The 19284-nt window shown below is 51.7% G+C and carries 19 protein-coding genes; 1 reads left to right on the top strand and 18 read right to left on the bottom strand.

What is annotated here, in order from left to right; genetic code table 11:
• The 8 genes from H8730_RS09620 to H8730_RS09655 form a co-directional block, all read right to left on the bottom strand.
• A partial coding sequence (locus H8730_RS09620; protein WP_249289754.1) for a hypothetical protein occupies positions 1–338 on the bottom strand: 338 nt, incomplete at its 3' end.
• A 484-nt stretch (positions 339–822) separates the two neighbouring features.
• Positions 823–1020: a hypothetical protein gene (locus H8730_RS09625; protein ID WP_249289755.1), complete on the bottom strand. Its 198-nt coding sequence runs from the start codon at positions 1018–1020 to the stop codon at positions 823–825.
• A gap of 23 nt (positions 1021–1043) precedes the next feature.
• A complete protein-coding gene (locus H8730_RS09630; protein WP_249289756.1) occupies positions 1044–1316 on the bottom strand; it encodes a hypothetical protein in 273 nt (90 codons plus the stop codon).
• Between the two features lie 288 nt (positions 1317–1604).
• Positions 1605–2870 (bottom strand): ABC transporter permease, encoded by a 1266-nt coding sequence (locus tag H8730_RS09635; protein ID WP_249289757.1) that lies wholly within the window; start codon positions 2868–2870, stop codon positions 1605–1607.
• An 11-nt stretch (positions 2871–2881) separates the two neighbouring features.
• On the bottom strand, positions 2882–4684 hold the full coding sequence (locus H8730_RS09640; RefSeq protein ID WP_249289758.1) for an efflux RND transporter periplasmic adaptor subunit: 1803 nt from the start codon (positions 4682–4684) through the stop codon (positions 2882–2884).
• Positions 4681–5370, bottom strand: coding sequence for an ABC transporter ATP-binding protein (locus tag H8730_RS09645; RefSeq protein ID WP_283243933.1), 690 nt, complete (start codon positions 5368–5370; stop codon positions 4681–4683). The genes H8730_RS09640 and H8730_RS09645 overlap by 4 nt, the downstream gene beginning before the upstream one ends.
• Positions 5367–6605 (bottom strand): efflux RND transporter periplasmic adaptor subunit, encoded by a 1239-nt coding sequence (locus H8730_RS09650; RefSeq protein WP_249289759.1) that lies wholly within the window; start codon positions 6603–6605, stop codon positions 5367–5369. Before H8730_RS09650 ends, H8730_RS09645 begins: the two co-directional genes overlap by 4 nt.
• A 132-nt stretch (positions 6606–6737) precedes the next feature.
• Positions 6738–7001, bottom strand: a complete 264-nt coding sequence (locus tag H8730_RS09655) for a YlmC/YmxH family sporulation protein (RefSeq protein ID WP_177715241.1) — start codon at positions 6999–7001, stop codon at positions 6738–6740.
• A gap of 158 nt (positions 7002–7159) precedes the next feature.
• Here H8730_RS09655 and H8730_RS09660 point away from each other — a divergent pair, with 158 nt between their 5' ends.
• The gene (locus tag H8730_RS09660; RefSeq protein ID WP_177715242.1) at positions 7160–7654 is read left to right on the top strand and encodes a hypothetical protein; all 495 of its coding nucleotides are present in this window, start codon (positions 7160–7162) and stop codon (positions 7652–7654) included.
• A 45-nt stretch (positions 7655–7699) separates the two neighbouring features.
• Here the strand turns inward: H8730_RS09660 and sigG are convergent, their stop codons facing one another.
• The 10 genes from sigG to H8730_RS09710 all read right to left on the bottom strand — a co-directional run bounded on the left by sigG (position 7700) and on the right by H8730_RS09710 (position 19267).
• Complete coding sequence (gene sigG, locus H8730_RS09665; protein ID WP_177715244.1) at positions 7700–8473, bottom strand: RNA polymerase sporulation sigma factor SigG; 774 nt, start codon at positions 8471–8473, stop codon at positions 7700–7702.
• Between the two features lie 102 nt (positions 8474–8575).
• The gene (gene sigE / locus H8730_RS09670; RefSeq protein WP_249289788.1) at positions 8576–9292 is read right to left on the bottom strand and encodes an RNA polymerase sporulation sigma factor SigE; all 717 of its coding nucleotides are present in this window, start codon (positions 9290–9292) and stop codon (positions 8576–8578) included.
• Positions 9293–9342: 50 nt separating this feature from the next.
• A complete protein-coding gene (locus tag H8730_RS09675) occupies positions 9343–10179 on the bottom strand; it encodes a sigma-E processing peptidase SpoIIGA (RefSeq protein WP_249289760.1) in 837 nt (278 codons plus the stop codon).
• A gap of 143 nt (positions 10180–10322) precedes the next feature.
• Entirely contained in the window at positions 10323–11600 is a 1278-nt protein-coding gene (gene ftsZ, locus H8730_RS09680; RefSeq protein ID WP_249289761.1) for a cell division protein FtsZ, read from the bottom strand.
• 105 nt (positions 11601–11705) lie between these two features.
• Complete coding sequence (locus H8730_RS09685; RefSeq protein WP_177715252.1) at positions 11706–12455, bottom strand: cell division protein FtsQ/DivIB; 750 nt, start codon at positions 12453–12455, stop codon at positions 11706–11708.
• A 16-nt stretch (positions 12456–12471) separates the two neighbouring features.
• A complete protein-coding gene (gene murA / locus H8730_RS09690; protein ID WP_177715254.1) occupies positions 12472–13716 on the bottom strand; it encodes a UDP-N-acetylglucosamine 1-carboxyvinyltransferase in 1245 nt (414 codons plus the stop codon).
• A gap of 137 nt (positions 13717–13853) precedes the next feature.
• Positions 13854–15455, bottom strand: coding sequence for an FtsW/RodA/SpoVE family cell cycle protein (locus H8730_RS09695; RefSeq protein ID WP_249289762.1), 1602 nt, complete (start codon positions 15453–15455; stop codon positions 13854–13856).
• 19 nt (positions 15456–15474) lie between these two features.
• A complete protein-coding gene (murD, locus tag H8730_RS09700) occupies positions 15475–16893 on the bottom strand; it encodes a UDP-N-acetylmuramoyl-L-alanine--D-glutamate ligase (protein ID WP_346726569.1) in 1419 nt (472 codons plus the stop codon).
• Positions 16894–16912: 19 nt separating this feature from the next.
• Positions 16913–17866 (bottom strand): phospho-N-acetylmuramoyl-pentapeptide-transferase, encoded by a 954-nt coding sequence (gene mraY / locus H8730_RS09705; protein WP_177715258.1) that lies wholly within the window; start codon positions 17864–17866, stop codon positions 16913–16915.
• Positions 17867–17881: 15 nt separating this feature from the next.
• On the bottom strand, positions 17882–19267 hold the full coding sequence (locus tag H8730_RS09710; RefSeq protein WP_177715260.1) for a UDP-N-acetylmuramoyl-tripeptide--D-alanyl-D-alanine ligase: 1386 nt from the start codon (positions 19265–19267) through the stop codon (positions 17882–17884).
• Positions 19268–19284: the final 17 nt, after the last annotated feature.

Below are 19284 nucleotides of genomic sequence, written 5' to 3' on the forward strand. Positions count from 1 at the left end.
AGGGAGGGAAGTTGAGAGGGATTGACATAGGGGGTCATGGACATCACGCTCCTGAATGAAGTTTGGGATCTTATTATATCAGCTTTCAGCCCGCTTCGCAAGCGCTTTTCGCGGGACGGAACTGTGTGGGAATCATCTCCAGTGAAATGGGATTTGGCACGATATTCGGTCTCTCTTTCGTTCTCTTTACCGGCGGGCATTTTCCTTGAGCCGGCCCTCTCCTCTGGCCCCTTTTCTCCCCTTTTCCACGCCGGCTCCCTCTCGCGACTTTCTCTACCGGCGGGCATTTTCCTTGGGCTGGCCCTCTTCTCTGACCCCTTTTCTCCCCCCTTCTCCACGCCGGATCCTCTTGTGACTCCCTCTACCGGCGGGCATTTTTCTTGGGCCGGCCCTCTCCTCTGACCCCTTTTCTCCCCTTCTCCACGCCGGGCCCTCTCGTGGCTCCCTCACCGGCGGGCATTTTCTTTGGCCTGGCCCTCTCCTCTGGCCCTCTTTTCTTCCCTTCTCCACGCCGGCTCCTCTCGTGACTCCCTCTACCGGCGGGCATTTTCCTTGGGCCAGCCCTCTTCTCTGACCCCTTTTCTCCTCTTTCTCCACGCCGGCTCCTCTTGTGACTACCCTCACCGGCGGGCATTTTCTTTGGCCTGGCCCTCTCCTCTGGCCCTCTTTCTCCCCTTTCTCCACGCCGCCCCCTCTCGTGACTCCCCTCACCGGCGGGCATTTTCCTTGGACTGGCCCTCTCCTTTGGCCTCTTTTCTTCCTTTCTCCACGCCGGCTCCTCTCGTGACTTTCTCTACCGGCGGGCATTTTCTTTGGCCGCCCCTAACCCCTTTTCTCCCCTTTCTCCACGCCGGCTCCTCTCGTGACTCCCTCACCGGCGGGCATTTTCTTTGGCCGCCCCTCTTCTCTGCCCCCTTTTCTCCCCTTTCTCCACGCCGGCTCCTCTTGTGGCTCCCTCACCGGCGGGCATTTTTCTTGGGCCAGCCCTCTCCTCTGACCCCTTTTCTCCCCTTTCTCCACGCCGGATCCTCTTGTGGCTCCCTCTACCGGCGGGCATTTTCTTTGGCCGCCCCTCTCCTCTGACCCCTTTTCTCCCCTTTCTCCACGCCGGATCCTCTCGTGACTCCCCTCACCGGCGGGCATTTTCTTTGGCCCAGCCCTCTCCTCTGACCCCTTTTCTCCCCTTTCTCCACGCCGGCTCCTCTTGTGGCTCCCTCACCGGCGGGCATTTTCTTTGGCCCAGCCCTCTCCTCTGACCCCTTTTCTCCCCTTTCTCCACGCCGGCTCCTCTCGTGACTTTCTCTACCGGCGGGCATTTTCTTTGGCCGCCCCTCTCCTCTGACCCCTTTTCTCCCCTTTCTCCACGCCGCCCCCTCTCGTGACTCCCTCACCGGCGGGCATTTTCCTTGGGCCAGCCCTCTTCTCTGACCCATTTTCTCCCCTTTCTCCACGCCGGGCCCTTCATCATAATGAAATCAAAAAAAGGATTGAGCCTTGCCCAATCCGTAATTCCCCTACATATAGAGTCAGTAAATCATCGTGGTTGCCAAACGCCCCCCGAACCTCAACTCAAAAGCCTGCATATTCATTGAGAGCCTCCCCTGCTATTCATATCGCAGCGCTTCGATAGGATTCAGATTCGCCGCCTTGACCGACGGTAGCAGACCAAACAAAATTCCAATCAACATGGAAAATACAACGGAAAAAACCATGGCGGGTACGCTGATGGAGACTGGTGATTCTGAAACTCTCGACACAATCTGCGCCAAGCCGATGCCGCCCGCAGCACCCAAAAGACCGCCTAGGCTCGTTAACACGGCCGCTTCCGTCAGAAACTGGGCCAGAATTTTTCTCTTTCGCGCTCCAATCGCTTTCTTCAATCCAATTTCTCTTGTCCTCTCTGTGACAGACACCAACATGATGTTCATAACTCCGATACCACCCACTAATAGAGATATACTGGCAATCCAAATTAGCTGCTGATTGGTGGAGGCACTGAGCTCTTGCAGTTCTTTAGCCCTTTGCAGCAAATCCTGCCCTTTATAGCGGATGGTATCCTCCTCATTATTGGTATCAATGCCGGCATTGGCATTGAGAAGATCCGCCGTCTTCTTGCCCGCCGCCGTCATATCATCTGTGCTGGCAGCTCTTGCCACAACCATCTGAGGCTCATCATAGCGGTACAAAATCGGCCAAACAGACGAAGGCAGGAATACCTTGCCCGATTGATTCTGCACATACATGTAATAGTCTTCCTGACTGTTAATGACAGGCTGAAACTCCTGCAACTGCTCCACAAGACCGACGACGACGAAAGGCTCTCCTTTAATCTCTACCGTTTTGCCAAGAGGATTTCCCTCTGGGAACAGAGTCTCTGACGCTGTCGTATCTAAGATTGCAACCTTGCGGAACGAATCATAGTCTCGATCAACGAAAAGCCGGCCCTTTGCAACCTTATATCCATAGACAGAAAGATAATGCGTATCGATTCCCAGAACCTCTCCCCCTGCCAGACTGGTTCCCACATTGTACACCGTGTCATATTCCTGCCGGCGGTAAACCAAAGACGCTTCCTCCACCTCGGGAAATGCCTCGATCTGCTGCCGAACCTCTTCTGTAATGACCGGAATCTTGCTCGGGATCTCCGTATAGGCTGGCTCAATCTCGTAGTCTCCCTGATAAAGCTGGATCTGAACTGCGTTATTCCCTGCCCCGATGACGTTCTGCTTGATCTGCTCATTGGTGCCTTTGATAGTGGACACGATGGCGATGATGGAGGCGATTCCAATGATGATTCCCAGCATCGTCAGGAAAGAACGCATTTTGTGAGCCCATATTCCTTGGAATGAAAGTCGAATATTTTCTAACACTGATATCCCCCTTATCTGAACCCATAGTTCATATCACAGTCCTTCACACGAACGTTCTCTTTAGCCGTGGAGCCATATGGAAATGCAAAGCGATCGGACTCGGAGATCCCCTCCAACACTTCAATCTGGGATCCGTACAAGACTCTTCCCGTCTTAATGTAACGTTTTTCCAGGCGATCATCGTCGCCAGCGACTAGAACATACTTCTGCCCATTTTCCTCTCGCACATAGGATTTGTCTAAAAACATGATGTCAGAGGCGCCCGGTGCTTGACCCGTCATGGAGACCTCGACAGTCTCCCATTCCGTCAACCCTTCTGATTCCTCAATATACGCCTGAAAGGGATAATACGAAACATTGGGATTTCCTCCATAGTACTCATTTCCGGAGGTGGGATAGTCCTGTATCTCGGTGATTGTCCCTATATAGACCATACCGGATGTCCAAGATTGGATGCTGATCTCCTGCCCCACACCTACAGATTCCAATTGGAGCTCGCTGATGGTTCCTGCCAGGTAGAAGCCTTCCTCTCCCGCTAGCACCACCAGCGGAGAACCGTCATGAATCTCAGGATCACCTACGGACTTGACCGTTCCTTTGACTTTGCTGACCACCGTGCAGTCCGATTGTCTCTTCTCCATCTTGGCAAGCTCTAACTCCTGCAACTTTTTCTCTAAGGCTAGATCCCGAATCTCATCTTCTTTCTCCCGAATCAGCGTCGCCAATTCATCTTTGGTAGGTCCGATGGGCCCTGGTTCCGGCTCGGGAAGCGGCTCTGGCTCTGGCATCGCTGAATCCTGCAATCGATACACACCCCCCGCCTTTGCCTGAAAGGTGATGTAAGTATCGCCTGTCGCCACGATCTGTTGACTCTCGCCACCCCCTACCATTGTCAGAGCGCCGCTCCCGAAATACGGGCCGATATTCAGCTGCACTGTTCCCGCACATGGAAGCACTTCCTGTGCAATCGCAATCTCGACAACTCCATTCTCCAAAGCTCTGACCGAGATGGACAGATTTACGTTTGATGCCGGATCCACGGCGGATTCCAGATCCTTTCCCGAAAATGTCCAGGCATAGAGAAGCGTGCCCTCTGGATCGTCCGCCTCATAATGCTCATAGCGGCAAAAACCTAGAGCCTCCGTCAACTCTCCATCCTGCCCGTAACCCCAGAAGTCGAGGATATGACGGCCCGTAATCTGAGCAGTATCGGGTATCAAAAACCGGTAGGGTGACTCTTCTGAGCCATCCCCATCCAGAGGCTGGGCATTTTCGTCAAGCACCGTTGCCGGATCCATAGCGCCGCTATCCTGGGGTTCCTCTGAACCGACCGGCACACTCTGCGAAGGTGTCCCGCCGGTCAATGATAGTGCCTTATCTCCATTCTCCACATAGGCCGCCGCCGCGGCCACAGGTTTTGTATTGTTCAGCTCTTGTAACTCTTTTTCCAGCTTTTGCAGCTGAAGCTCCATGGTAGAGATCTGCAATCTCTTACTCTCCAATTCCAATTCCACCAGCGTTGCATCATAGGACAGGATCGGCGTGCCCACATCCACCGCATCGCCTGGCTGAACCAGAATCTCATTCAAAAGTTTCTGCGAGTCCAGATATATATCCTGGGTCATGCTGCTTTGTACCACACCATAGGTTGTTTCACCTGACTCATACCAGCTTCCGATGTACCCGATATACGAAAATGGCATGACTTCCGCTACAAGATGACTGTCCTTATTGTACCGGTACGCCCAGATTCCGCCTCCCACGGCGCCGACGACCAGTACCGCGACAACAATCGAGACAATGATTTTTTTCATGCTGCGCCGCCTCCTGCTCTCTCCTGCACGATCTCGCCATCTCGAATCGACAGAATTCTCCGCGCATGATCCGCAATCGCGGATTCATGGGTGATCATCACGATGGTGACACCTTCTTCATTCAGTTTGTGGAAAAGCTCCATAACCTGCTCCCCCGACTTGGTATCCAGGGCGCCTGTGGGCTCATCCGCCAGTAGCACTTTAGGATGATTGGCGATAGCCCTCGCAATCGCCACGCGCTGCTGCTGTCCCCCTGACAATTGTGTCGGCTGAAAGTTGATTCTCTCCTCCAGGCCAACGCGGACCAGCGCCTCCCTCGCAATCCGCCGCCTTTCCCTCTTCGAAACCCCCGCATACACTAATGGGAGCTCCACATTCTCTAGAGCGGTTTGCCTCGGAAGCAAATTAAAATTCTGAAAGACAAATCCAATCAGCTGATTCCTCGTCCGTGCCATCTCTCGATCATTCTGGCGCAGAATATCTTTCTCCGCCAGAGTATAGGTCCCGGAAGTGGGCTTATCCAGGCAGCCAATAATATTCATCAGCGTCGTCTTCCCAGAGCCGGAAGGCCCCATGATCGCCACATATTCCCCCTCCTGGACCTGTAAGGATACATCCTTTAAGACCGAGACTTCCAGCTTGCCCTGGGAATAATTCTTATAAATGTTTTGTAAGTTTAAAATCATTCGGGTACGCCCCCTATCTCAGCGCCGGGTTCCCCCGCCTCCTCCATGGTTTTGGTTATGGACATCCCCTCTTCAATCCAATCCTCGGGGAACGCAATCCAATCGTCCAGACTCAGCCCGTCCACAATCTGGTGCAGACCCAACATTTCGTCATAGTCTCCAAAGGTGACAGCTCGCTTCTCAATCCTGTCCTTCTTTCCGGCCACCCATACATAAAACTGCTCCCCTTCGGTAAATGCGTACCAATCCCCGATCCAGACGCCTTCCTTCGTCTCTAGCTGTCCCTGATCCAATTCGATGGTGACATGCTGCCCTAGCATTAAGCCGTCAAAGGAATCCAGCGCAATGTAAAAGGGATAACTGGAGGATTGTTGCATTCCTCCGTCCATACCGACAGCGACTCCCATAGAGTTGGAGCCACTGTTCTGAGGATTGCCCATATCAATCTCCGTGATGGTTCCTGTCCAGGTCACACCCGCCTGCACGCGCGACCGAATGAGTACCGGCTGCCCAACGGCGATGTCATACATGTTTTGTTCATTGATTGTCCCTTTAATGCGATACTCTCCAGTCGCAAGAATGGTGATATAGGCCTGGGAAGATTCATCGGTATAATATCCCCCATTCTGTCCAGGATTCTCGTTAATCTTCTGGATCACGCCCGCCATTTCCGCCGTAACTTGCGCATTGTCAATGTCCTTTTGAATATTTACCAGCTCAAGCTCTTTAACCTTTTTGTTGTATTCTTCCTGCTTAATACTCATCTGCCGGTTTTGGATCTCCGTGGTGTAGAAGAGCTGTGCATCCTTATCCGCGTTTTTCTTCTCCTTTTCCAGGTCTTCGACTTCCTTTTGAAGAGACGCGATGCTGTTGACAATCCTCTCCAGTTCAAGATTTCCCTGTTCTAGAGACATCCTCTGATCCTCCACGTCATAGATAAACAGTGGGGTTCCGACTTCTACCTCCTGCCCCTCCTGGACCAGAAGTTCCTTCACCGTCTTAGAGGAATCCAACTGAACCGCCAGTGTCTTCTGCGGTTCCACCACCCCAGCATACCGATTCTGCATTCCCGCGCTCGTATTGAGTCCCATGACTGAGGAAATCGACTCGACATAGACTTTGGAACTGCTACTCGCCGGCGCCGCACCCGGACCTAAGGCAAACCAGATTCCGGTACCCGCTCCCCCCACTAGCAGAACCACTAGAATGACAATCATGATACACTTTTTTTTCATACTTCCCCTCCTACCTTTTAAGATCGATTAGCTCTCTTCCTCTTATAACACATACGCTCTTCCTTTCGTAACGTCCTTAGGAATTTTCTTTTACTCCATACAAAAAGGACCGCCCCCGCGATCCTTTCTTCTTTAATAGCAGCATTCCTTCAGGCACTTATTTGTATCAATATCCACTAGAATGATATCCGCTCCGATTTTACAAATCTGGCACCAGGCAATGACATATTCCATCTCCCGCCCTAGAATTCCAAATAGCTTTCCTTGCCCGGGAACGATAATATTTTTTATCATCCCATCCGTCAAATCGACCTCGATATCGCAAATAAAGCCAAGCCGGCATCCGTCCCGGATATTGACGACTTCCTTCTGCTTCATATCATAAATCCGGACCATCCGAAACACCTCCCCTAGTATGGTATGCAGGAAATGTTTTCAAAATGTTAAAATTCTCAGCTTGCCAAGTTCATTCTCTCATGCTAAAATTAAAACTTAAAATGAACGGCGGCGTCGCGTGCTCAGAATGCGGCGCGCTATGAAAGAGGGGGGCTCCCATGCTTACAATCTTAGGACTGCTTGCCATCTACCTGGATCCTATTGTGGGGACGGTGGACATCGTTCCCGACGCGGTGGGATATGGTTTAATCAGTATCAGTCTTTTGGTTTACAACCGCAAATGTTCAGGTGGGATTCGAACGGTTTGCCTATCCGCGGTTGGACTTTTTTTGAGCTGTCTCTCCTACTTTCCCGCGTCCAGTCCTGGGATCGCTCTCCTGCTCTATATTCTGCTTCCAGTAGCCGAATTGCTGGTCGTCTTTTCTCTGCTGGCCGTCCTTATGAAGCAGCTTCCGGATGAAATCCGCAGTGGTTGGTTAATCCGCGCGAAGCTCGTTCAGCTCTGTCAAGCGCTTCTATTTCTATTCTCCATTTTTTCCGTTTTATTTTCAGCGATACTCGTTTTTCAGATTGGAACGATTCTCCTGCAAGTCGCCTGTTCCATTTATATCCTTCTGACCATGTATGCCCTTATGCATGTGGAGGCTACATAATAGAAGAGCGCTCCCCAAATCTGGCTTTGATGGAGCGCTCCTCTATTATAAATATTTTCGCATTTGCTTAAGAGCTGTTTTCTCGATTCGGGAGACTTGAGCTTGGCTGATTCCAACCTCCGCCGATACCTCCATCTGAGTCTTGCCCTGAAAGAATCGAAGGTTCAGAATCTTTTTCTCCCTAGTTCCAAGCTTCTTCATGGCCTCCCCCAGGGCGATATTCTCCAGCCACGTGTCGTTGCCGCTTTTCTCATCCTTAATCTGGTCCATTACGTAGAGGGCATCCCCATCTTCATGGAACACGGGCTCATACAGAGAAATCGGGTCCTGGATGGCATCCATGGCAAAGACCACATCCTCCTTTGCCATATCCATCTCCTTTGCAATTTCTTGAATCGTCGGCTCTTTTCCGTTCTCCCTCGTCATACGCTCTCGAACCTGCAAAGCTCTATAGGCCGTATCTCGAAGCGAACGGCTGACTCGGATTGCATTATTGTCCCGCAGATACCTCCGGATCTCTCCGATGATCATGGGAACCGCATACGTGGAAAAGCGGACATTCTGGGTTACATCAAAATTGTCAATGGCCTTGATCAGCCCTACACATCCGACTTGGAAAAGGTCATCCGCGTACTCGCCCCTATTGTGAAAGCGCTGAATGATGCTCAACACCAGCCGTAAATTACCATTGATATATTCATCGCGCGCGGCCTTGTCACCCTGCTGAATTCTTTCAAACAGTTTTTCCTTTTCTTCATGGGTCAACACTGGCAATTTCGCCGTATTGACGCCGCAAATCTCAACCTTGTTCATGGCCATTTTCATTCCTCCCGCGTTACATCCTTCACTAAAGAGGATTGCCCGCCAAAAGGATTTTATACACAGGCTACCGCTTTCTAGCCAGCGGTAACTTATGGAAAATCAAAGCATTCGGATGATTTCTTTCTGTAGCCGCTTCATAATCTTTTTTTCCAATCGCGAGATATAGGACTGGGAAATCCCCAACAGATCTGCGACTTCTTTTTGTGTCTTTTCGCGGCCACCCGATTTGAGGCCAAACCGAAGCTCCACAATGGCGCGCTCTCGCTGATTCAAGATTTCCAGAGATTTCAATAAAAGTTCTTTATCGATTTCATCTTCCATTCTTCTGGAAATCACATCCTGGTCGCTGCCCAGAATGTCGGAGAGCAAAAGTTCATTGCCATCCCAGTCCACATTCAGCGGCTCATCGATGGAGACCTCCGTCTTAATCCGATTGTTGCGCCGCAAGTACATCAGAATTTCATTTTCAATACAACGGGATGCATATGTCGCCAGCTTTATTTTTTTGTCAGGATTGAAAGTATTGATTGCCTTGATCAACCCGATGGTTCCAATGGAAATCAGGTCCTCCACGTTGATGCCCGTATTCTCAAATTTTTTTGCAATGTACACGACGAGACGAAGGTTCCGCTCAATCAGAACCTGCTTCGCTTCTTCCTTTTCCTCTCCCTCTCCGGCCAGCTTGCCAAGCCATTCCCGCTCTTCCTCCGGTTCCAGCGGTGTCGGGAGAATGTCACTCCCTCCGATATAAAAAATTCCCCGCGGCTGAGCATTGCTGCCCCACATATGTTTGATCCATTCCACAAACCATGACATCATCGCTGCAACTCTCCTATCATTCCAAAATTATCCCTCACGTTTTATCCTCAAACGTCGTTGGTCAGATCTGGATGCAGCAGGACCTGATAGTCTTCCTCTGTATCGAATACCTGATCTGTCAGCGCCACAACCGTATTGACGTTTCGCCTGTTTCCAACCATTACATAATCTGGCCGGAACCCCAACAGCACACCGCTTTTTTTCCCGACTGCCTGATACGGAATTACACATAAACCGGCCGCCACCTCGCCGCCGGATGCCATCAAGAAGCTGTCAAGCCCCTCCGACTCCAGGATATCTTTCTGGACGACGATGACCGGTTCCCCGCTGCCCGGATTTCGCAGTGTGTTGCCGGTATCCACGATCCCTGTCAACTCCCAGCGCCTATCCCCCCATACGATGGTGACCTTCAGTTTCTGTGGACGAATCCGATATTCCCCATACAGCTTCATAAATAGGCGAAGCACACCATAACACCCAAATACCGCAGCCAGCCACACGGCCAAGGGTAAATACCCCGTATGGCGCTGGGCCGCCTCCTTCACAATCCCGTACGGCCACCGCGTCGCGATGGCGCCCAGAGCTCCGCCCAGCAACAGCCCAAATCCATATAAAACTAGCAGTTCTCGGAGAAAGGTTTTTCCATTCTTCCAGCCGAAGCTTACCCAGCACATCAGCATCGCCAGCAGCAGACAGCCAGCCATCTCCCAAAATTGATGGCCTCGGCAGAGCAACAGACAGCAAGCGCCTCCCCCTCCAACCGCAGCGCCGAGCAAAATCCAGCGATTTTTTCGCATCTGTCCCATACTTTTTTGGACCAATTTTAACAAGAGCGCATCCGCCAGGAAGTTGATAAAAAAATAGACATCCAAATAAATGACCATGGCCATCTCCTTTCCCAACGCTTTACCCTGATTCTAGGTTACAGTATACCATATTCCATTTTTATTTTTTGTCATTCCCTGTCCGAGGCAACAAAAAAAGATGTGACAAATTATCACATCTTTCTTTTTCATTAGCAATTCCTCTATCGCCGCTTTCGCCTCTGCAGAAATACCGGAATATCGATGGGGATATCGATGGCTTCCTTGGAATCCGCCTGGTTATTATGAGCGCGGTACTCCTCCTGCCGTGTATCCTCCCGCTGCGAATGAGTCGTCCCATAGGAGGCTCCACTGCTTGTCCCTCTGGATTCATGGGATTCCGTCACCGGTTCCTCCTCATCATAAGAGGTGTAACTCTGCTTCGCCTGCGGTTTAGGAGCCGCCTTCTCCGGCTGGCTCGACTTGGCAGCCGATTTCTCGACAGATTTTGCCTGATCCCGCAGCATCGCCGTCTCACTTTCAAAATCTGTCGCGATCACGGTTACGATCACTTCATCCTCAAGGGTATCGTCGATGGAGGTACCGAAAATAATCTCCGCGTCTGGATCGACGAACTCGCTGATCAGATCCGGGACTGTGGTTACCTCCAAAAGCCCCAGGTCCGGGCCGCCACACACATTGATCAGGACGCCGCGAGCGCCGTTGATTGTCGTGTCCAGCAGGGGAGAAGAAATCGCCATCTTCGCAGCCGTTTCCGCTTTGTCGTCGCCCTGAGCACGGCCGATTCCCATGTGGGCGATTCCTTTATTCTCCATAATGGTCTTGACATCGGCAAAGTCCAGGTTGATAACGCCGGGACGGTAGATCAGGTCGGAGATCCCTTGCACGCCTTGGCGAAGTACATTGTCCGCCATGCGGAAAGCGTCCTGCATCGTGGTGCGCTTGTCCGCCACATCCAACAGACGATCATTCGATATGGCGATCAGGGTGTCAACGTTCTGCCCCAGCTGCTCAATCCCAGCTTCAGCCGCCCGCATCTTCTTTGCGCCCTCAAACCGAAAGGGCTTTGTGACGACGCCCACTGTCAGAATCCCCAATTCCTTTGCGATTCTGGCGACCACCGGCGCGGCGCCCGTTCCGGTGCCACCGCCCATACCCGCGGTGATAAACACCATGTCGGCTCCGGCCACAGCCTTCTTAATCTCCTCCGCACTCTCCTCTGCGGCCTTTTGTCCAATTTCTGGGCGGGCTCCAGCTCCCAGCCCACGAGTCAATTTTTCTCCGATTAACAGTTTATTCGGCGCTTTGCTCCGAAACAGGACTTGTTTATCTGTATTAATAATCAGGAATTCTGCTCCCTGTAAGTTATCTTGGATCATTCGGTCGACCGCATTGTTGCCGCCGCCCCCGACACCGATGACTTTTATCTGTGCGTTGCCATCCCCCGTATCCATCGTGTCGTTCACATCAAACTCCAACATACAGTTCCTCCTTTTACGCTCCCTCGCGTTGTTTCTTATATAATAATATCTTTTGAGGAATAAATCAAGACGAATATAAAAATTTTCTGCTTTTTTAACAAAAATTTATAATTTATTCTCGATATAGACCTGTTTGGTAAGATCTTCAACATGCAGGATTCCCGCTATATTCTCATCATTTTCCAGCATCTTCCCCACCGCTACCATCTTTTGGTCAAAATTGTCAAAACTCCCACAGCTGATATCCAGGTTGGTGGTGTACAGCATGATCGCGTCCAAATTGCTGACATTGATCTCCACGATCTGTTTTGTAAGGGAGTATTTCTGGAGAATCGCGCAGATCTCCAACACCAACTCATACCGGTCCGAATCCTTTGTATTCAACACTTCCCCCAATCTGTAGCTCTCGATTCGCACGCCCTGCACGATGGGAAGCTCCTCCTCCAGATAATATGTGCTGTCAAGCACATACCCATTTTTATCCACGCAGAGATACGTGCCCATATGGGGAACATATCCAACCGTCGTTCTCTCCGTCACCTGGACAGTGATGGCGTTGGGCCAGTTCAAGTATACATCTGCCGTATCGATCTTTGGATCCATGGTATGGTCCGCCTTCCAGTTGTTGAGCAGATAGCGGAACATATTTGTCCCCTCGACGATGTTTAAATTATCCATAATTGTCTCTTTGGTGACCTGCTGGTTGCCCTCTACTGTCACCTGCGATATGGCAAAAAAGCTGCTGTTCAAAAAAAGTAATGCCAGCAGGAGCACCAGCAGTATACACAATAGTATTTTACCTGCCCGATGTCTACGTTTAGGTCCCTCGTATCCGATTCGCAATACTTTTGCCATTGGTTTTTACGCTCCTCTATCCTTCATCAATTTGTGCGCCCAGTGACCTCAAGTCTTCTACAATGTGTTCATAGCCCCGCTCGATATGCTCCGGCTGAAAAATCTGTGTCTCGCCCTCTGCGCAAAGGCCAGCCAAAACTAATGCCGCTCCCCCTCGCAAATCCATAGCGCTGACATTGGCGCCTTTCAGCGGCGTCTTGCCCCGAACCACGGCGATCTGTCCCTCCACCGCGATGTCGGCACCCATGCGAATCAACTCCGGCACATGCTTATATCGAGCCTCAAAAATCGTTTCCCGAACGATACTCGTTCCCGCCGCCTGAGTCATCATCGTCATCAAGGGCGCTTGCAAATCCGTTGGAAATCCCGGGTGGGGTAGCGTTTGGATATCTGTGGGCATCAGCGAGGCAGGCGCTATAAGGCTCACCTCTGTTCCGCAATCAAGAACCGTACAGTTCATCTCTTTAAGCTTTTCCAACAGCGCAACCAAATCCGCTGTCCGTACATTGGTAAGCTCGACGGAGCCGCCTGTGGCCGCTGCGGCGATTAAGTAGGTGCCCGCCACGATCCGATCCGGTATGATGGGATAGCGAACTCCGTGCAGCCGGCTGACCCCCTGGATCGTGATAATATCCGTTCCTGCCCCGCTCACCCGCGCTCCCATGGCGCCAAGCATATTGGCCAGGTCCACGATCTCCGGCTCTTTTGCCGCATTGCAGATATAGACAGTCCCCTCGGCGAATACCCCCGCTAACATAATATTCTCAGTGGCGCCTACGCTGGGAAAGTCTAGATTGATCACACCACCCTTTGCTTTTCCGCTACAGCGTATCTCTCCGTGCTCTTCTTCCACGGAATAGCCAAGACGGCGGAGTGCTTTCAGGTGGTAGTTGATGGGCCGGTTCCCTATGGAGCAGCCTCCCGGGTAGGAAATGAGCACCTCTCCCATACGGGCCAAAACCGCTCCCATCAGGATGATGGAGGATCGCATTTTGTGCACGAGGTCTGCTGGAATCCGGACGGTATCCATCGTGTTGGCCCTGACGCGGATCTGGGATCCGTCAATCATAACGTGACATCCCTGTGCTCTCAAGATCTCTACCATTGTCTCTACGTCTAAAATATGGGGACAGTTTTCCAGCATTACCTCATCGGCTGTCAGCACGGACGCCGCCAAAATCGGCAGCACCGAATTTTTGGATCCTTGCACTTTAACCTGCCCATGCAGACTATAGCCGCCCCGTACGCTTATCTTCTTCATAGTGCGCCTCCAAATACGTCTTCTACTATAGACTATTCGGAGGACGGGGGGTGGGTTACGGAGGACAAAATAAAAGAATGAAAATCTTTAAACAGACATCCAGCGAAAGACACAATCCAAATTTCTTATCCTGTGCCCTAACCTGCGCTGTTTCTGCGCGTGTACTGGGATATATTTAACAAAATCCCCATACTCGCCATGAGAAACAATAGAGAAGAGCCGCCGTAGCTGATAAAGGGAAGTGAGATTCCTGTCGCAGGTATGGTGTTGGTATTGACGGCCACATTCAGCACAACCTGAATCGCCACCTGCCCCACAAGGCCAGCTGCCACAAGAGAGGTAAACCGGTTCGGAGCATAGATGCAGATCTTGATGCCATGCCAGATCAAGAGAAAGAACAGCAACAACACGACGCCCGCGCCAAACAACCCCAATTCTTCACAGATGATGGAAAAGATAATATCATTGTGCGCTTCTGGTATAAAGCCGAGCTTCTGTATACTTTGCCCCAATCCTACGCCAAAAATACCTCCAGAGCCTACGGCGTACAGAGATTGAATAATCTGATAGCCTTCGTTCTGAGCGTAAGCCCATGGGTCCATCCACGCCCACACGCGGCCTGCGCGGTAGGCGTATGCCTCCGAGAATTTTTGCAGGATCTCCGGCAGATAATCCGATGGAATCTTTGGCAGAACCACTAGGAAAACACCGACAGCGATGATGGGGATGCCGATGCAGAACAGGTGCTTCAGCCGCACGCCGCCGACAAACATAATGATGACACCCATGGCAGCGATTATAATAGCGCTGGACAGATTCTCGATAAAGACCAGGATCGTTGGAATCATCAGGACGATCAGCAATTTACAAAATGTTTTCAGACTGGTGATATCCTCCCCGTGTTTTTCAACGAGATAGGCCATGTACAGGGCAACCGCAATTTTAGCCAGCTCCGCCGGCTGAAAGCTGAGACTGCCCACCCCCAGCCACCGCTGGGAGCCATTCTTTTCTGAGCCGACAAGCAAAACCAGAACCAAACAGATATTGGCCAAAATATAGGCAGGAAATGCCAATTTTTTGAAGGCGGCCAGAGGAAATTTGGACGCCACTACCATCGCGACGACGCCAATTCCTAGCCACATAATCTGACGGCGGAAGAAATGGAAGCTGTCGCCAAACTTGTTGTATGCGGAATAGTAGCTGGAGCTGGTGACCATGACGATTCCTATAAAGGACAGAAGGATAATGCTGGCGATCAGGGTAAAATCGCTCTCCTGCCGCTGCGGCAGCGTAAAGGCTACGGCACCCGCCTTCTCCTTTGGAACTCGCTTGTATCGCTTTCGCTTTTTCGGCGGGCGCTTTGCAGCGGTCGCGGCTGAGCGCTCGGCCTTCTGGGATGGTCTGGAGGGATCTGGCCCCGCTGGACGCCGGGTGGGCGTGCTGCGAGGTGCGCTCTCCTCCTCTCTTCGAAGGCGGCTTTGCTGCTCATAGCGCGGTCTATACCGCGAATCATATGCGCGCCCGGTTCCCTCATTTCTGCTTCTCTGTGTGGTGCCCCCCATATTTCCAGAGGAAGGCCGGCTCTGAAAATCTTCTGGGCGCAAAGGGCGCACATTGTCCCCCGCGGCGGCCTGGTTTCTCACTTCCTGCTCACGCATAGCCCGCCGCCGTTCCAGCTCTTTTGTTCTGACATACCGCTTTTTGCGCTTGACGGGCTGCCCTGCATTTCGGCTGTCCATAAGACCTTCCTCCTTTCCCTCAATGGTTGGCTTTGTCCAAACAAGTTACCATCTCCCGAAAGAGATCTCCCCGCTGTTCGTAACTCTCAAACATATCCCAGCTGGCACAGGCGGGCGACAACAGAACACTGTCCCCTGCCTCTGCAAGATCCGCAGCGCTGCGAACCGCTTCCTCCAGGGTGTTCACTCTCAGGATGTCCTCCGCCGGATACCCTGCGCTGACTGCACTTTGAAAAATCTGCTCCCTCGTTTCGCCCAGCAGAATCAGCTTCTTGACCCGGCCAGAAAATAGAGCCGTCCAGGGATCAAAGGAGATCGCTTTATCCATACCGCCTCCGATCAGCACCGTCGGCGTCTTCATGGCGCACAACCCTTTTATTGCCGCATCGGGGTTCGTCGCTTTTGAATCATTATAGTAGGACACGCCGTCTATACACCCAACGAACTCAATCCGGTGCTCGACGCCGGGAAACCGCATCAGCTCTTCGCGGATGATGGAGGCTGGCACTCCAGCGCACAGGGCACAGGCGATGGCCGCTAATGCGTTTTCCTCATTGTGCGCTCCAAAAATTTTCATCTCATCAATTCGGCATATGGGAATCACGTCCCCCTCAAGGGCCGAGACGAACTCCTCCCCCCTCACATATACGCCTCCGGGAATGGCGGCCTTTCGGCTGAAATAGATAACCCTCGGCCCCTTAATCCCGTCACCCATGTGCTGAAGGCATGGATCATCCCAGTTCAGAATGCAAAAATCCCCTACCCCCTGATTGCGGATAATATTTTGCTTGGCCGCAATATAGGCCTCCAAAGTTTTGTGCCGGTTCAGATGGTCCGGTGTAATATTGAGGATCGCGCTAATATGGGGATGGAACTGATCGATGGTCTCCAATTGAAAGCTGGAAAGCTCCATGACGACAATATCGTCAGGCCCCGTTTTTTCCACAATCTCAGTAAATGCGATGCCGATATTGCCCGCTACCAGGCTTCCAGGCTTCCAAGCTTTCACGATCTGGCCTGTCAAGGCTGTCGTCGTCGTCTTGCCGTTGGTGCCCGTTATGCCCAGGATGGGACTTGAGCACAGGCGGTACCCCAGCTCGACCTCACTCCACACCGGCACGCCCAATTCTCTTGCGCGCTGTATATAGGGCAGGTCCGTGGGAATGCCTGGACTCAGAACCATACAGTCCAGCCGCCGCAGAATCTCTTCCCCCGGCGCTTCCCCCAGAAGATACTGAATCTCCAAACCTTCCAGTGGAGAAAGGGTATCCTCCTTTAACTCCTCCTGCTTTTTCATATCATGAACCAGCACAGCGGCGCCTTTTTGTGCGCACAACCTTGCGGCTGCCACTCCGCTTCTAGCCAATCCGGCAACTAAGACGGTTTTATTCTGAAAATCCATCTCTGCCTTCAACCTTCCTCCTGTTTCCTTGCTCACGCTCTTCCCTCCCACATTACTAAACCAGCAGCAAACCCACTAGGCACAACATAGCCGTGATAATACTAAAGACGGCGACGACCTTGGTCTCGCTCCACCCGCACAGCTCAAAATGGTGGTGAAGCGGCGCCATTTTAAAAATACGCTTTCCCTTGGTCAGCTTGAAATAGCCCACTTGTAGTATCACGGAAAGTGCCTCTGCCACATAGATAAATCCCACGATCACAAGGAACAGCGGTATCTCCAACATAAACGCCAGCGCCGTGACAAAACCGCCCAGGGCCAGAGACCCGGTATCGCCCATAAAGACCTTGGCAGGGTAGGTATTAAATAGCAAAAATCCCAATAAGCTTCCCGCTGCTGCGGACGCGATTGGCAGGAGTCCGCTGCCCTTACCCCAGCTGACCACCGCGAAAAAGGTGGCGACCAGCACCGTCACCCCCGACGCAAGGCCATCCAGGCCATCGGTCATATTGACACCGTTGACGAATCCAACCATCATAAAGATAACGAAGGGGTAAAACCATACCTTTAGGTCCACGGCCTTTCCGCCTGTAAACGGGATCTCAACTCTCGTTGAAAAACCGCTCCGGTACAAATATAAAGCAAACAGGCCTGCCACGATGAGCTGCAGGGAAAACTTCTGCCAGGCTTTGAGGCCGAGATTGTGCTTCATGACGACCTTGATAAAGTCATCCAACAAACCGATCAGGCCAAACCCCCACGTAATCAGCAGAACTGGCCAAAACTCTTGATTTCCCTTCATAAAAAACAGGGAGGCTATGGTTAGACTCAAGAGAATGACGATTCCGCCCATGGTTGGGGTGCCTGCCTTCTTCAAATGTTCTTTCGGGCCTTCTGCCCTGATGTATTGCCCAAATTTCAATTTGGACAGCAATGGAATAAATAATGGACACAGTATCAATTCCAAAATGAATGCAATAATTGCAGGGTAAACAGCCTGTTCTATCATCCTAAGTCCACCTCTTTACTTTATCATCTGGCAAATTTCGTCAAAGGCCATGCCCCGAGATGCTTTAACCAATATTATATCACCTTTTTGTAAAATATCAAAAAGATTTTTCTTTAAATCTTCCAGGGTCTCAAAATGGTAACAGCATAGCCTGGGACTTTCTGCGGCTTCCTGGTAAATATAGGAAGCATTGCTCCCAGCGCAGAGCACAACATCCAGGTTTTTTATGGAAGCCGCGTGGTTTCCCACCTCTCGATGCCCTAATACAGCGTAATCCCCTAATTCAAACATGTCGCCCAAGATCGCGACCCTCCGCCCTGTGCCCGGCAAAGTGGCAAGGGTGTCCAGAGCCGCCTTCATGGAAACTGGGCTCGCGTTGTACGAGTCGTCTATAAGGGTATACTGGGGAGTCTTTACGACATTGAGCCGCATCTGGGTTGGCGCAAACCGCTCTAACCCGCACAGAATTTCGTCTCGGGTCAACCCTAAAGCTGTGGCTGCCATGATCGCGGGCATAACATTATACGCCATATGCCGTCCCGGTGTATTTAATATAAAATCATAGCGGTCCCCCTCCCACACAGCCTCGATGTGAAGTTTTCCGTCGGACGTCATATCGGCATTCAAAATTCGCGCGTCATTGTGGGCCTCAAAGCCGTAGAATCGAGTTTTCAAGGGATACCTGTCCCTTCGCCCGTATAGCATAGGATCGTCGCCGTTGAGCAGCAGGAGACCCGCAGGGTCCATATAATCCAGGATTTCCAGCTTCGCTTTTAAAATACCCTCACGGCTACCTAAATTTTCAATATGGGAAACGCCGATGTTGGTTATGACGCCGATGTAGGGGCGCGTAATCCTGGACAGCCGGTGGATCTCGCCAAAATGATCCATCCCCATCTCCAGGACCGCCGCCTGAGTCGTATCCTCGATTCCAAATACCGTTAACGGAAGTCCCACATTGTTGTTGTGGTTGCCTTGAGTCTTGAGTACCTGCATTCGGCCAGACAGCGCCGCGGCAATCAAATCTTTGCAAGAAGTTTTGCCAACGCTCCCCGTGACGCCGATGATGGGCAGTTCAAATTGACCGCGGTAGACCCGAGCCAGCTCTTCCAATGCGGCACCCGTATGCTCGACCTCCAGGATTGCTTTTTCAGCTGGACAGCACAGGGGGTGAGCTCCCAGATAGTCCGCCTGCGCCATGACAGCTGCCGCTCCCTGGGACAACGCCTGCTCAAGATATTCATGCCCATCGGTCCGTTCCCCTTTTAGGGCGATAAACAGACTTCCTGGCTCCACTTTTCTGGAGTCGGTTACCACAGAGTGGATCCTCTCCTTACCCTCGCCATCCCACAGCCTTGCCCCGGCTTTCTGACAAATCTCCTGTATCTCCATGGGTTTCATAGCTCGTTCACCTTTGC

The organism is Bianquea renquensis, assembly GCF_014384895.1.
GTDB classification, from domain to species: Bacteria; Bacillota; Clostridia; order Lachnospirales; family Bianqueaceae; genus Bianquea; species Bianquea renquensis.